We start from the raw sequence: 13,512 nt of genomic DNA on the forward strand, positions 1-13,512 counted from the left end.
GATAACCCTCTTTATAGATTATTTACAGGTATTAAGCTGCTGATTACGGGATACGCCCGGACAATTACCGCAACAGGAGCTGAATCATGACTGACCATGCCATCAGAGGTAAAACCGTTCTTATCGCCGGCGGGGCGAAAAATCTTGGGGGATTAATTGCCCATGACTTCGCCCAGCAAGGCGCTCGCGCCGTTGCCATTCACTACAACAGCGACGCAACGCGCAAGGAAGCCGAAGCCACAGTTGCAGCGGTCAAAGCTGCAGGCGCTGAGGCGGCAGCGTTTCAGGCCGATCTGACTTCGGCTGCCGCAATGGAGAAACTTTTTGCCGATGTAGTGGCAACGGTGGGGCAGCCGGACATCGCCATCAACACCGTGGGTAAAGTGTTGAAGAAACCGATGGCAGAGATTACCGAGGCTGAGTTTGACGAAATGAGTGCCGTTAACGCCAAGACCGCGTTTTTCTTCCTGAAAGAGGCCGGCAAGCACGTCAGTGATAACGGGAAAATCTGTACGCTGGTCACCTCGCTTTTGGGGGCCTACACGCCGTTTTATGCCGCCTATGCAGGGATGAAGGCCCCGGTTGAACATTTCACGCGTGCCGCTTCAAAAGAGCTCGGCGCGCGAGGTATTTCCGTCACGGCTATTGGTCCTGGCCCCATGGATACGCCGTTTTTCTATCCGGCTGAAGGTGCCGATGCGGTGGCCTACCACAAAACGGCGGCGGCGCTCTCTCCCTTCAGTAAAACGGGGCTGACCGACATTGCGGACATTGTGCCCTGGGTCCGTTTCCTGGTCAGTGAGGGATGGTGGATGACCGGCCAGACCATTCTGGTCAACGGCGGCTATACAACGAAGTAACCTTGCAAAGTGACGGCCCCTGCCTTAACAGGGGCCATTGTTTTAAGAGACTTCAGGGAACGGCATCGTGTTGCCTGGGGCCTCACGATGAATATGGATAAAGGTTAAATGACGCTCGTACTGGTCGAGGATGTCATTAATGATCTGCTCTTTGGTGTAGTCCATCAGATCGTTACCCTGTGTCCCTTCCAGCAGGAACGTTTCCAGGCGGAAATAATCCGACTTGCCGCTACGTGCGCGATAGGTGAAAGCCGGGACGGAATACCGCTGCGGCCAGATCTGATACAGGAAGCTTTGTTCTTCGCCCAGCGTTACCAGCATTTCCAGATGATTCAGACGCTCATCTTCCAGCGGCGGCAACTCGCTAACCTGAACCACAGCGCCGCGCCGCTCCAGCTCCAGCGCTACTTCCTGCATGGCTGGCAGACAAACGGTATCGATCATTTTTTTCGTGTGCGTACTGCCCGGATAGTGCATCACGCGGGAAATACGCTGCTTCCAGTTGAGGCGATCTTCGCGGGAAACCGGCACCGGCGGCGTGTTAACGACGCTACTTGCACGACGGTGATCTTCAACCCTCAGCGATTTATAGAGCCCGGCCATCACAAAGAACATCACGAAGCTGAAGGGCAGGCCCATAATGACCGTGGTTTTTTGCAGGGCGGTGACGCCGTTCACCATCAACATGCCCAGCGTCAGCAGGCCAATCGCCAGCGACCAGAAGATCCGCAGCCAGTTCGGCGCATCGTTGTTAATATCGCTCAGCCGCGAGGTAAAGTTACCCAGCACCAGCGAACCAGAATCCGCTGAGGTCACATAGAACAGCAGGCCAGTGATGGTCGCCACCGAGGCGCTGAAGGTAAAGGCCGGGTACTGCGCCAGCAGGCTGTAAAAACCTCGTTCCGGGTGCGCAAGCGTTTCCTGCGCAAAGCCTGCATTGCCGTGGATAATCTCATTCAGGGCGCTGTTACCAAAAATCGACAGCCAGAGCAGGGTGAAGATGAACGGAATGGTCAGCGTTCCCACCACGAACTGGCGAAGAGTACGTCCACGCGAGATTCGTGCCAGGAACAGACCAACAAACGGCGACCAGGCAACCCACCAGGCCCAGAAGAACAGGGTCCAGTTGTTCATCCATTCCGTCGGACGATCGAAAGCAAAGCTGTTCAGCGTCATGCCCATAAAGCGGTTAATGTAGTCGCCGACGTTCAGCACCAGCGCATTAAGCAGGAAGCTGGTGTCGCCGACAAACAGCACAAATAAAATCAGCCCCAAAGCCAGCAGAACGTTCAGCTCGGACAGAATACGAATACCTTTATTCACGCCAGAGGTGACGGAAATGGTCGCCATAATCACCGAAAGGGCAATCAGCGCAGCTTGAGCCGTCAGGCCCTCCGGCACGTCGAACAGCACGTTAAGCCCGTAATTAAGCTGAACCACGCCAATCCCCAGCGTGGTGGCGATACCAAAGATGGTGCCGATAACCGCCGCAATATCCACCGTATGGCCAATCGGGCCATTTATGCGTTTGCCAAAGATCGGATACAGAGCCGAACGGATGGTCAGCGGCAGGCCATAGCGATAACTGAAGTAGCCCAGCGCAATGCCCATCAGCGCATACATTGCCCAGCCCGTCAGGCCGTAGTGGAACAGCGTCCAGACCATTGCCTGACGTGCGGCTTCCAGAGTCTGCCCCTGGCCTTCCGGCGGCATCATATATTGCGTAACCGGCTCCGCAACCGAGAAGAACATCAGGTCAATCCCGATACCGGCCGCAAACAGCATCGCCGCCCAGCTCATCAGGCTAAATTCTGGCTTTGACTGCTCAGGCCCCAGCTTGATGGAGCCGAAACGGGAAGCGGCGATCAACACAACAAATACAATATATACCGTAGCCGCCAGCAGATAATACCAGCCGAAAGTCGTAGAAACCCACTCAAGGGCATTATTGATTAACTGATCGGATAGCTCGGTAAAAAAGAGAGTGACAAGCGAGAAGAGTAAAATCAGCGCCGCTGAGGTGTAGAAAACCACTGGATTGATGCGGTCTTTGTGTTGTTTGCTGGATATTTCAGTCGTCGGCATACCGTCTCCGAAAAATGATCAAGACTGACCCCGATCCTTGCAAAGCGTGCCTTAGCGCATACTGGGAAAACTCCGCCGCATATCCGCTAACTACACTGGGCAATAGTCAGGCCATAAGTTTATCGTTCTGATATCTGAGGATTAATTTGTCAAAATTTCATCTGTTAACCTGAAGTTGCGTCAAAACCAGCCATTATCATAGGTTTTATTGATTGAGCATTCAATTAAAAATAATCTCGATGCCTGAGACTGTGTCGCTATTTCCACATTGAGTGTGGTTCTATTTGCGGGTGAAAGAAGCAGGGCGCTGAAATAATCGTGATAGCAGGAAGGGGAATATTTGTCTGAATCAGACGGTAAACCGCAGAGATATTTTGGTGATGGCAGGTGAAGGCTATTTGTAGCGGCAGGAATAGCGAGTAAAAAAACCGCCAGCGGGAAGCTGGCGGCAGGCGAAGCGTGATTAATTATAGATGACGGCTGTGCCATGCAGGTTGTTCTGGCCAGAGGTCGAAGTGATGCGGAAAGATTTCGCGCCCGCCAGTTCGGCCTTCTCCGAGAGTTGGGACTCCAGAGAGGTCAGGTTAGTACTGCCTGTGGCGCTGATCACGCCAATTTTCTGCTGATTGTCCGGCGCGCTGGTCACCAGTTCGGCAGCCATGCTGCCAAAGGAAAGTGTGCTTAACATGACGGCGGCTACGGCTAATTTGATGTTTTTCATGACGATACCCTTAATTTAAAATGTGTTATTTCAGCAACAGCTCATTCGGTTCAGTTACTGATAAATCTCTGCGGTAGCATGCATACGGTTATTACCTGTGGTTGAGGTAATACGGAATGATTTTGCACCGGCTGCATCAGCTTTTGCTGACAGCTGAGATTCCAGTGAAGACAGGTTGGTGCCTGTCGCGCTTATCACGCCTACCTGCTGCTGGTTAACGGGGTCCTGGCCCACGATATCCGCAGCAAAACCTGTAAAGGAAACGGAAGTCAGTGCGATGGCTGCAAGGGTCATTTTCAGGGTTTTCATACTTTTTTCTCTCTCTCGATTCGGTTAAATGATTGTCTGCATCGTTATTAGTTAACGATCGATAACTAAATGGTATTCCCTCGTCGCAAAGGCGTCAACATCATTTTATTATCGATCGTTAATTTAATTGGTAAGCTGCTGATAAAAAATGATTTAAAGTTTATAAAAAGTGTGTTGGCCGCGCGCCGATGATGGAAGAAACGATTAATAGCGAGGAAAGTGACGAAGGGACTCGACAGGGCGGGATAAACTTTTTTATAATGATCGGTAATTTATTCATCAGTAGTTAATCAAGAGAGGATTTATGACTGATGGGGACGTATGCACACGCAAGGGGCGGGGACGGCCAAAAACCTTTGACCGGGAAGCGGCGCTAGACAAAGCGCTTGAGCTATTCTGGCGCTACGGCTATGAAGCCACTTCACTCTCCGATCTGGTTGAGGCCACCGGCGCGAAGGCGCCCACGCTCTACGCGGAATTTACTAATAAAGAAGGCCTGTTCCGCGCTGCGGTCGATCGCTACACCGAAAAATTTGCTGACCAGCGCCAGGCGGCGTTAGCCTGCCCGGAAAGCTGCGTTCAGAAAGGCGTGGAAGCTTATTTCCGTTCAACCGCCGCCTGCTTTACCGATGGTCAAAAACCGGCGGGCTGCTTCTTTATCTGTACCTCTACGGTACTTTCCGCGGACTCTACGGACGTTGCCAATATGCTGCGAGACCGGCATAGCAGTCAGGAAGGGCACCTTGAAGCGTTTCTGCTTGCCCGTCAGGCCGTGGGTGAACTGGATGCGAAAACCAACGTGGCCGCGCTGTCGGCTTACCTTGGCTGCCTGCTACAGGGCATGTCCGTGCGTGCGCGTGAAGGCGCCAGCCGGGCAGAACTGGATAGCATTATTGATACGCTTATGTTGCAATGGCCGACATTAAGCCAGACAGGCTGTGAAAGCCTGCGTAAAGAATAAAGAGGAGTCACCATGACCATTGAATATGCAACCATCGCCGGAGGCTGCTTCTGGTGCACCGAAGCCGTCTTCAAACAAATTGACGGGGTAGTTTCGGTTGAAAATGGCTACATCGGCGGCCATACCAGCAATCCAACCTATCGCGAAGTTTGCGCCGGGGACACCGGCCATGCGGAAGCCATCCGTCTGGGCTTCGACCCTGAGAAGATCGGCTATGGCGATCTGCTGGACATCAGCTTCGCCACGCACGATCCCACCCAGCTTAACCGCCAGGGAAACGACATCGGCACCCAGTATCGTTCGGCGATCTTCCCCGCCAACGAGGCGCAGGCTGAAGAAGCTAAAGCGGCAATTCTTCGTGCGCAGGAAGATCAGAGCAGCCCGATCGTGACCACTATTGAAGGCCCGGCTGAATGGTATCCGGCTGAAGACTACCATCAGAACTATTGGGAAGGCGAAGGGCAGCAGAACCGTTACTGCCTCGCGGTGATCCCGCCTAAGCTGCAAAAACTGCGCAAGCGTTACGCGGATCGCACCAAATCGTAATAGCAGGAACGGGCGCAAGGCCCGTTCTTTTACAGCCGTTTACTTCTGAGACGCATCCCCACCAGCAGCGCTACCGCCAGCAGGATAAAGATAAACACGGTAATGCCGGGCCAGCCGAACTGGTGCCAGAACACCCCACCTGATGTCCCCGCCAGACTCGACCCCAGGTAATAGCTGAACAAATAGAGCGAGCTGGCCTGACCTTTACCTCGCCTTGCGCGCGGGCCAATCCAGCCGCTGGCTACCGAATGTCCGGCGAAGAACCCGGCGGTGAACAGCATCATTCCCGGAAAAATCAGCCAGACCGAGCTGAACAGCGTGAGCAGAATACCGACCATCATTATGCCGATGGAAAACAGCAGCACCGCGGAACGCCCATACCTGGCGGTCATGGTGCCAGCTTTAGGCGAACTCCAGGAACCGGTGAGATAAACTACCGAAAGCAGGCCAACTATCGCCTGGCTAAACCCGTAAGGCGGCGCCAGCAGGCGGTAGCCAATATAGTTATACAGCGTAACGAAGGCGCCCATCAGCAGAAAACCCTCGGCAAACAGCAGCGGCAACCCGCTATCTCGCCAGTGCAGGCGGAAGTTAATCAGCAGGCTTCGCGGTTTTAACGAGGCAGGGCGAAAATGGCGTGAAGGCGGCAGAATTTTCCAGAACATCAGCGCAGAAGCCAGCGCAAAACAGCCAATGACCGCAATGGCGATGCGCCATGAGCTGAAGTCGGTGATCACCCCACTTAACAGGCGGCCGCTCATGCCGCCGATTGAGTTGCCGCTGATATAAAGCCCCATCGAGAAGGCCACCACGCTGGGGTGCATCTCTTCACTGAGGTAGGTCATGCCCACCGCCGCTACGCCGCTCAGCGAGAGCCCGATTAGCGCACGCGCGATCAAAACGCCGTGCCAACTGGTCATGGTTGCCGAAAGCAGCGAGCAAACGGCGGCCAGCAGCAGCGCGGTGACCATCACTGATTTGCGTCCGATGGCGTCCGATAGCGGGCCAGTCACCAGCAGCCCGAGCGCCAGCAGGCCGGTAGAGATTGACAGCGAAAGGCTGCTGTCCGCCGGCGAAACGCCAAATTCCTGCGAAAGCACCGGCAAAACAGGCTGCACGCAGTAGAGCAAGGCAAAGGTCGCCAGCCCGGCCGAAAACAGCGCCAGCGTTACGCGCATGAACTGCGGCGTGCCGCGCTTGATGTACTCGTGGCTAACCGGGACCAAACCAGAGGGGCGATCTACGCTGTCATCCAGCGTTGGGGAGGGTGAGGAGCGATTCACTGCAAAACCTTTAAAAGATGAAATTCATTAAGTTAACTGTAATCAGCGACTAATATGATGTCTAATATATTAATAATCTCAAATGAGATGTATGACATATGAATATTGAGCTACGTCACCTGCGCTACTTTATTGCGGTCGCCGAAGAGCTGCATTTCGGCCGCGCCGCGCGGCGTCTTAACCTCTCTCAGCCGCCGCTCAGCCAGCAGATTCAAGGCCTGGAGCAGCAGATAGGGGCCAGGCTGCTGGCCCGCACCAACCGCAGCGTACAGCTGACGGCGGCAGGCGCGCAGTTTTTGATCGATGCCCGGCAAATTTTGCAGAATGTGGCTCAGGCAGCGGACAAGGCGGCCAGGCTACACCGTGGCGATTTGGGCGAGTTACGGATTGGATTTACCTCCTCCGCGCCTTTTATTACGGCGGTTTCGGATGCGCTTTTCACCTTTCGTCAGCGCTATCCCGCCGTGCATATTCAGATGCAGGAAATCAACACGCGCCAGCAGCTGGCGCCGCTGAATGAGGGGCGTCTCGATCTCGGCGTGATGCGCAATACGCCGTTACCTGACACGCTTGATCATCAGCTGATGCTGCGCGAACCGCTGTATGCGGTTTTTCCCCGCGCTCACCGACTGGCCGGAGAAGCGACGATTTCCGTCAGTGAACTTGCCCAGGAACCGTTTATTTTCTTCGACCCTCAGGTCGGCACCGCGCTTTACAGCGAAACGATGTCTCTTTTGCAGCGCTACGGTGTCTCGCCCAATATTGCTCAGGAAGTGGGCGAGGCGATGACTATTCTTGGCCTGGTTGCCACTGGTCTTGGCGTCTCTATTCTTCCGGCCTCCTTTAGCCGCATCCGCCTGGATGAGGTGCGCTGGGTGGCGTTGCAAGAGGCGGATGCCCGGTCAGAGGTGTGGCTGGTCTGGGCGAAGCAGCGTGAAACTACCGCCCTGAGGGAACATATGAAGGCGCTGCTGCTGCCTGGCGATGCTGGATTAACAGGCGGCTGACGGCCTTTTATGTGCGGCAAATCACATTCCGAATCAAATATTTGACGCCACCCACGAAGTGTTTCACCATGGCGAAAAGCTTTATTTTGAGGCGCGAAAATAAGTGGGAGCAGGGGTGTGATAGCGGACGGTCAGCCTGGCCACATTGACCAGATCAAACAGACTAATGCAGGGGCAGTATATCGACTGATCGATCGGTTTGGCCCCATTTCGCGTATCGAACTGGCCCGCAGAGCGCAGCTGGCCCCGGCCAGCATCACCAAAATTGTGCGGGAAATGCTGGAAGCGCACCTGGTGCAGGAGACCGAATTTCAGGAGGCGGGCAGCAGAGGGCGTCCGGCCGTGGGCCTGATTCTGGATACTCAGGCCTGGCACTATCTCTCGGTCCGCATCGGCAACGGCGACATTACCCTTTCTCTGAGGGATTTGAGCAGCCAGCTGGTAGCCGAAGACTTCTGCCCACTGCCCGTGGAGCAGCCGGAGCCGTTACTGAACCGCATCATTGCTGAAATTGACGCCTTTTTTATTCGCCATCAGAAAAAGCTGGAGCGGCTGACGGCCATCGCCATCACGCTACCGGGCATTCTTAATGCGCATAGCGGCATCGTTCACCGTATGCCTTTCTATCAAGTCAGCGATATGCCTCTGGGCCCGGAGCTGGAAAAGCGCACCGGCCTGCCGGTCTATATTCAACACGATGTCTGCGCATGGACGCTGGCTGAATCTTTGTTTGGCGCCGCTCAGGAGGCCAAAAATGTCATTCAGGTGGTGATTGATCATCAGGTAGGCGCTGGAGTAATCACTGGCGGCAGGCTGTTGCACAACGGCAGCAGCACGCTGGTCGAGATCGGCCATACCCAGGTCGATCCACAGGGAAAACAGTGCTACTGCGGCAATCACGGTTGCCTTGAGACGGTTGCCAGCAGCGAAAATCTGCTGGAGCTGGCCGCCAGCAGGCTGAAAAATGGCAGCCCCGGCAGCCAGATCGGTTCTCCTCTTACCCTTGAGACACTCTGCGAGGCGGCGCTGGCTGGCGACCCGCTGGCCACCGAGCTGATTAGCGGCGTGGGGCAAAGCGTGGGGCGGATTGTGGCGATCATGGTTAATCTGTTTAATCCACAAAAAATTCTGATTGGTTCCCCCTTAAACCGCGCTAAAGAGATCCTTTACCCGGCCATTACCGACTGCATTCGCCGCCAGGCGCTGCCGACCTATAGCCAGCAAATCGAAGTTGAGCCGACACACTTTGATAACATCGGCACGATGCCGGGGGCGGCGCTGGTGAAAGATGCCCTTTATAACGGTACTCTACTGGTTAAGCTGCTACAGGGCTGATTCCCGACACTGAGTAACAAAATATTGCGCTAACGCAAACCGCTATTCTGCCGCCTGTCTTAACATAGCTTCTCTTAACAGTTTATGGTTTTTAATCAATCTAATCGGCAGCGGCCGGCGGAGAGCATGATGAAGCAGATATTTGTCACTGGCACCGATACCGGGGTGGGGAAAACAGTGGTCAGTCGCGCGCTCCTGCAAAAACTTACCGAAGGTAATAAAAATACGGTGGGTTATAAGCCTGTAGCGAAAAGTAGTCAGCAAACGGAAATGGGGCCGAGGAATAAAGACGCGCTGGTTTTGCAGTCCTCCTCTTCGCTGCAACTGCCTTATGCCGCCATCAATCCTTACACTGTGCTGGACGATGAAGTCAGCACCAGCCAGGATATCTGCATTGATTATGCGGTGCTGAGCAGCGGCCTCAAGGCTTTGGCAGTACAGTCAGACCATGTGGTGGTGGAAGGCACGGGCGGCTGGCGCAGCCTGATGAGCGACTTAAGGCCGCTGTCGGAGTGGGTTGTGGAGGAAAGGCTGCCGGTGGTGATGGTGGTGGGCATCAAGCTTGGCTGCCTGAGCCACGCGATTTTAACCGCTGAAGCGATAGTGAATGACGGCCTGCCATTGCTGGGCTGGGTTGCCAACCGCATTAATCCGGGACTGGCGCACTATGCCGAGATTATTGAGGTGCTGAGCAGCAAGCTTCAGGCGCCTCTGCTGGGCGAGCTGCCCTATCTGCCGAGAGCCGAAACGCGCGATCTGGCGAAATATCTCGATCTGACGCCGCTGAACCTCGCATAAAAACAGCAGCGGCCTGAGTGCCGCTGCTGTTTCTGACTTCTGCCTGCGTTATGCCGGATTTAATGCACGCCGCGTGCGGCCAGAACTGAGATAGTCCGCAATGTAATCCTGCGAAATTTCCCCACTGTAACGGCCATCCTCATCAACAATCGGCATCCAGGTGGTGTTGTGCTCATAGAGCTTTGACAGCACCACGCGCAGGTTTTCCTCTGCGCGTCCGGTAGCCTTGAAGGTATGCAGCATATCTACGCAGGTTCCGCTGGCCCCGCGTGCTTCGCGGCGCTTCACAAACCCTAACGGCTTGCCGTCGTCATCGACCACGGTGATCGAGCGCATATCGTTATCGTCCATCATGGCAAACGCTTCGGCAAGCGACGTCGAGCGCTTAACGGTAATGGTCGGCTGCTGGTCGGTCACGTCGCCCGCAGAGACCAGCAGCAGGCGCTTCAGCGTGCGGTCCTGGCCGACAAACGAGCCGACGAAATCATTGCGCGGCTTCGCCAGCAGCTCATCCGGGCTGGCGCACTGCACAATCTTACCCTGGCCGAATACCGCGATACGGTCGCCGAGCTTAAGCGCCTCATCAATATCATGGCTGACCAGCATCACGGTTTTTTTCAGCTGGCGCTGCATATCGAGAAACTCGTTCTGGATCACTTCGCGGTTGATCGGGTCAACCGCGCCAAACGGCTCATCCATCAGCAATACCGGTGGATCGGCAGCCAGTGCGCGGATCACGCCGATACGCTGCTGCTGGCCGCCGGACATCTCGCGCGGATAGCGGTGCAGGAAAGTTTTCGGCTCCAGCGCCACCATGCTCATCAACTCGCTGGCGCGTTCGTGACAGCGTTTCTTATCCCAACCGAGCATCCGTGGCACCACGGTAATGTTCTCTTCAATAGTCATATTCGGGAACAGGCCAATCTGCTGGATCACGTAGCCAATGTTGCGGCGCAGGGTAACGGTATCCAGGCCGCTGGTGTCTTCGCCATTGATCAGAATTTTGCCGCTGGTTGAGGGGATCAGCCGGTTGATCATCTTCAGCGTGGTGGATTTGCCACAGCCGGAAGGGCCGAGCAGCACGCACATTTCGCCTTCCGGCACGTTCAGGGTGACGTTGTCGACGGCATTGATACTGGTGCCATTCTTCTGGGTAAATGTTTTGGTGAGATTTTCGAGTTTTATCATTATCTAATCCCCTTGGGAGTCAGCGCCAGCTGCAGGCGGTGCAGCAGCCAGTCGAGAATAATAGCCAGCAGACAAATCATTAGCGCGCCCGCAATCAACATGCGGATATCGCTGCCGCTGATGCCGTCCAGCAGCAGCAGACCCAGGCCGCCAGCGCCAATCACTGCGGCAATCGCCATGACGCCAACGTTCATCACCACCGCGGTGCGGATACCGCCAAAAATCACCGGCATCGCCATGGGAATTTCTACCCAGCGCAGACGCTGCATAAACGTCATGCCGATACCGCGTCCTGCTTCGCGTAATCCCGGCGGGATATTCTCCAGTGCGGTGTGGGTGTTACGCACAATCGGCAGCAGAGAATAGAGGAACACGGCGGTGACCGCAGGCAGCACGCCAATCCCCTGACCGATCATCGAAAACAGCGGGATCATCAGGCCAAACAGCGCGATAGAGGGGATGGTCAGTACGATGGTTGCCAGACCCAACACCGGCGTTGCCAGCCATTTATAGCGTACAATCACCACGCCAAGCGGGACGCCAATAATAATCGCCAGCCCGACGGCCAGCCCCACCAGCCACAGATGCTGGAAGGTCAGGGAGGCTAAATAACTCCAGTTATCAATAATATAATGGATAGTATCCATACTGCCTCCTTAGAGTAAGCCTTTCGATTTCAGGAAATCACTCGCCACCTGCTGCGGAGACTGATGGTCGATATCAACGCGCTTGTTCATTTCGGTAATCGCCTCATCGGTGATAAACGGTGACAGGGTATTCAGCGCATCGGCCAGGCCCGGATGGGAATCCAGCGTTTCTTTGGTCACCACCGGCGTTACCGCATAGCTTGGGAAGAAGTTTTTATCATCCTTCAGCACCTTCAGATCGAAACCTTTTACGCGGCCATCGGTCGTGTAGATGAGGCCTGCATCAACAAACCCATCGCGGATGGCGTTATAAACCAGACCAGGATCCATCTGGCGGATCTGCGGACGATCCAGCGCCATGTCGTAGGCTTTTTGCAGCGGCTTCATGCCGTCGGAGCGCCCGGCAAACTCAAGGTCCAGCCCCAGCATCCAGTTATGGTCGGGGTCGTTCTTGCGGATATCCTCAATTTTCGCCACCAGCTGAGAAATCGTGTCGATGTGTTCGGCATCGGCGCGTTTACGCTGCATGGCGAAGGCATAGGTGTTGTTCATTGGCGCCGGATTCAGCCAGATCAAACCCAGCCTGGCATCCAGCTTTTTCACCGTGTCATAGGCCTCTTTCGAGGACATCGGCTTATTGATATGGTTGAAAATAATCAGCGAGGTGCCGGTATATTCCCAGGTCATATCAATCTGTTTGTTGATCATCGCGTTGCGACCGATGGTGGTCGCAATATTGGTTTTTGCTTCAATCTGAAAACCTTTCTTGCGCAAGTATTGCGTGGTCATCGCAGAAAGAATGTGTTGCTCGGTAAAGCTTTTTGTCGCCATCACAATCGGCGCGGCGGCGGCAGAAACGCTGGCGGTCATTGCCAGCGTAGCGCCCAGCGCCAGGGCGGTATGTCGAACCCAGCGGGTTAATGAGGCCTTAGCCATGTTTCGCTCCTTGTTGTTCTTTTACGCGGCCGTATGAGGACTTAACAGGCGGCCAAGGCCAGCCAGCAGCAAATCGAGGATCAGCGCGAACAGCGCGGTAGCGGCGGCGCCCAGGATCAGCGTAGGGAAGTCGTTAAGATAGATACCGGGGAAAATCAGCTCGCCGTAGCTGCTGGCACCAATAAGGAACGCCAGCGGCGCGGTGCCCACGTTAATTGCAGTCGCGACGCGGATGCCGGAAAGCATCACCGGCCAGGCGTTGGGCAGCTCAACCTGGCGCAGACGCTGGCCTTTGGTCATGCCAATGCCGTTGGCGGCCTCAATCAGCGAGGCAGGAACGGAACAAAGGCCAGAGTAGGTGTTACGCACAATGGGCAGCAAAGAAGCCAGGAACAGGGCCACGATAGCCGGGCGATCGCCAATGCCGATAATGACCATGGCCAGCGCCAGTACGGCCAGCGGAGGAAGGGTGTTACCGACGTTAAAAATTTGCATAACGTATTCCGCCCACTTACGGGCGAAGGGGCGACTGAGGATAATCCCGCTGGGAATGCCGACCAGCAGGGCGAACAGCATCGACCAGAACACCAGCAGCATGTGCTGCTGCCCCAGGTAAATCAAATCGACCTGGCGGGCTTTGATCGTCGCAGGGCCAAGCCCATAGACCAGCAGGCCGATAATGACGGCGATAAACAGCACGGCGAGTGCCGCACGCCGGAAGAGCGTTTGGTTTTGCATGAATTCCATTCTCCCTGAATAACCGGATAGTGATAACGCCGGAAGCGGTTAAAAATGTGACGTTAAACGCTTTTTCTGGATAAAGGGTTAGAAAGCGC

15 protein-coding genes are annotated in these 13,512 nt (G+C 55.1%); 6 read left to right on the forward strand and 9 right to left on the reverse strand.

What is annotated here, in order from left to right:
* Nucleotides 1-86 precede the first annotated feature (86 nt).
* Complete coding sequence (locus NG99_RS16540) at nt 87-860, forward strand: SDR family oxidoreductase (protein ID WP_034895306.1); 774 nt, start codon at nt 87-89, stop codon at nt 858-860.
* 42 nt (nt 861-902) lie between these two features.
* Here the strand turns inward: NG99_RS16540 and NG99_RS16545 are convergent, their stop codons facing one another.
* From NG99_RS16545 to bhsA (NG99_RS16555), 4 genes are all read right to left on the reverse strand, one after another.
* On the reverse strand, nt 903-2,945 hold the full coding sequence (locus NG99_RS16545; protein ID WP_034895308.1) for a choline transporter: 2,043 nt from the start codon (nt 2,943-2,945) through the stop codon (nt 903-905).
* Between the two features lie 180 nt (nt 2,946-3,125).
* Nucleotides 3,126-3,434, reverse strand: a complete 309-nt coding sequence (locus tag NG99_RS29310; protein WP_157032641.1) for a hypothetical protein — start codon at nt 3,432-3,434, stop codon at nt 3,126-3,128.
* A complete protein-coding gene (bhsA, locus tag NG99_RS16550; protein ID WP_034895310.1) occupies nt 3,409-3,666 on the reverse strand; it encodes a multiple stress resistance protein BhsA in 258 nt (85 codons plus the stop codon). Before bhsA (NG99_RS16550) ends, NG99_RS29310 begins: the two co-directional genes overlap by 26 nt.
* 54 nt (nt 3,667-3,720) lie before the next feature.
* Entirely contained in the window at nt 3,721-3,975 is a 255-nt protein-coding gene (gene bhsA / locus NG99_RS16555) for a multiple stress resistance protein BhsA (RefSeq protein ID WP_034895312.1), read from the reverse strand.
* 304 nt (nt 3,976-4,279) lie between these two features.
* On the opposite strand from bhsA (NG99_RS16555), the gene NG99_RS16560 reads away from it, so the two are divergent.
* On the forward strand, nt 4,280-4,936 hold the full coding sequence (locus NG99_RS16560) for a TetR/AcrR family transcriptional regulator (protein WP_034895314.1): 657 nt from the start codon (nt 4,280-4,282) through the stop codon (nt 4,934-4,936).
* A 12-nt stretch (nt 4,937-4,948) separates the two neighbouring features.
* The gene (msrA, locus tag NG99_RS16565) at nt 4,949-5,482 is read left to right on the forward strand and encodes a peptide-methionine (S)-S-oxide reductase MsrA (protein WP_034895316.1); all 534 of its coding nucleotides are present in this window, start codon (nt 4,949-4,951) and stop codon (nt 5,480-5,482) included.
* A 29-nt stretch (nt 5,483-5,511) separates the two neighbouring features.
* Here the strand turns inward: msrA and NG99_RS16570 are convergent, their stop codons facing one another.
* Entirely contained in the window at nt 5,512-6,738 is a 1,227-nt protein-coding gene (locus tag NG99_RS16570) for an MFS transporter (RefSeq protein ID WP_232298332.1), read from the reverse strand.
* Nucleotides 6,739-6,863: 125 nt separating this feature from the next.
* On the opposite strand from NG99_RS16570, the gene NG99_RS16575 reads away from it, so the two are divergent.
* The 3 genes from NG99_RS16575 (at nt 6,864) to bioD (ending at nt 9,905) form a co-directional block, all read left to right on the forward strand.
* Nucleotides 6,864-7,772 (forward strand): LysR family transcriptional regulator, encoded by a 909-nt coding sequence (locus NG99_RS16575; protein WP_034895320.1) that lies wholly within the window; start codon nt 6,864-6,866, stop codon nt 7,770-7,772.
* A gap of 117 nt (nt 7,773-7,889) precedes the next feature.
* Nucleotides 7,890-9,107, forward strand: a complete 1,218-nt coding sequence (gene mlc, locus NG99_RS16580) for a sugar metabolism global transcriptional regulator Mlc (RefSeq protein WP_034895322.1) — start codon at nt 7,890-7,892, stop codon at nt 9,105-9,107.
* Nucleotides 9,108-9,233: 126 nt separating this feature from the next.
* Complete coding sequence (gene bioD / locus NG99_RS16585) at nt 9,234-9,905, forward strand: dethiobiotin synthase (RefSeq protein WP_034895323.1); 672 nt, start codon at nt 9,234-9,236, stop codon at nt 9,903-9,905.
* A gap of 48 nt (nt 9,906-9,953) precedes the next feature.
* On the opposite strand, the gene osmV is transcribed toward bioD, so the two are convergent.
* The 4 genes from osmV to osmY are packed head-to-tail and all read right to left on the reverse strand — an operon-like array spanning nt 9,954 to nt 13,414.
* Nucleotides 9,954-11,093 (reverse strand): osmoprotectant ABC transporter ATP-binding protein OsmV, encoded by a 1,140-nt coding sequence (gene osmV / locus NG99_RS16590; RefSeq protein WP_034895324.1) that lies wholly within the window; start codon nt 11,091-11,093, stop codon nt 9,954-9,956.
* Nucleotides 11,093-11,740, reverse strand: coding sequence for an osmoprotectant ABC transporter permease OsmW (gene osmW / locus NG99_RS16595; protein ID WP_034895325.1), 648 nt, complete (start codon nt 11,738-11,740; stop codon nt 11,093-11,095). The genes osmV and osmW overlap by 1 nt, the downstream gene beginning before the upstream one ends.
* 9 nt (nt 11,741-11,749) lie before the next feature.
* A complete protein-coding gene (locus NG99_RS16600; protein WP_034895327.1) occupies nt 11,750-12,676 on the reverse strand; it encodes a glycine betaine ABC transporter substrate-binding protein in 927 nt (308 codons plus the stop codon).
* Between the two features lie 21 nt (nt 12,677-12,697).
* Nucleotides 12,698-13,414: an osmoprotectant ABC transporter permease OsmY gene (gene osmY, locus NG99_RS16605; protein ID WP_034895429.1), complete on the reverse strand. Its 717-nt coding sequence runs from the start codon at nt 13,412-13,414 to the stop codon at nt 12,698-12,700.
* Nucleotides 13,415-13,512: the final 98 nt, after the last annotated feature.

The sequence above is a fragment of the Erwinia typographi genome, assembly GCF_000773975.1.
GTDB classification, from domain to species: Bacteria; Pseudomonadota; Gammaproteobacteria; order Enterobacterales; family Enterobacteriaceae; genus Erwinia; species Erwinia typographi.

Excerpts from the sequence above, each read along its gene's own strand:
- NG99_RS16540 (WP_034895306.1), top strand. The coding sequence starts at position 87 with ATGACTGACCATGCCATCAGAGGTAAAACCGTTCTTATCGCCGGCGGG.
- NG99_RS16545 (WP_034895308.1), bottom strand. The coding sequence starts at position 2,945 with ATGCCGACGACTGAAATATCCAGCAAACAACACAAAGACCGCATCAAT.
- NG99_RS29310 (WP_157032641.1), bottom strand. The coding sequence starts at position 3,434 with ATGGCACAGCCGTCATCTATAATTAATCACGCTTCGCCTGCCGCCAGC.
- bhsA (WP_034895310.1), bottom strand. The coding sequence starts at position 3,666 with ATGAAAAACATCAAATTAGCCGTAGCCGCCGTCATGTTAAGCACACTT.
- bhsA (WP_034895312.1), bottom strand. The coding sequence starts at position 3,975 with ATGAAAACCCTGAAAATGACCCTTGCAGCCATCGCACTGACTTCCGTT.
- NG99_RS16560 (WP_034895314.1), top strand. The coding sequence starts at position 4,280 with ATGACTGATGGGGACGTATGCACACGCAAGGGGCGGGGACGGCCAAAA.
- msrA (WP_034895316.1), top strand. The coding sequence starts at position 4,949 with ATGACCATTGAATATGCAACCATCGCCGGAGGCTGCTTCTGGTGCACC.
- NG99_RS16575 (WP_034895320.1), top strand. The coding sequence starts at position 6,864 with ATGAATATTGAGCTACGTCACCTGCGCTACTTTATTGCGGTCGCCGAA.
- bioD (WP_034895323.1), top strand. The coding sequence starts at position 9,234 with ATGATGAAGCAGATATTTGTCACTGGCACCGATACCGGGGTGGGGAAA.
- osmV (WP_034895324.1), bottom strand. The coding sequence starts at position 11,093 with ATGATAAAACTCGAAAATCTCACCAAAACATTTACCCAGAAGAATGGC.
- osmW (WP_034895325.1), bottom strand. The coding sequence starts at position 11,740 with ATGGATACTATCCATTATATTATTGATAACTGGAGTTATTTAGCCTCC.
- NG99_RS16600 (WP_034895327.1), bottom strand. The coding sequence starts at position 12,676 with ATGGCTAAGGCCTCATTAACCCGCTGGGTTCGACATACCGCCCTGGCG.
- osmY (WP_034895429.1), bottom strand. The coding sequence starts at position 13,414 with ATGCAAAACCAAACGCTCTTCCGGCGTGCGGCACTCGCCGTGCTGTTT.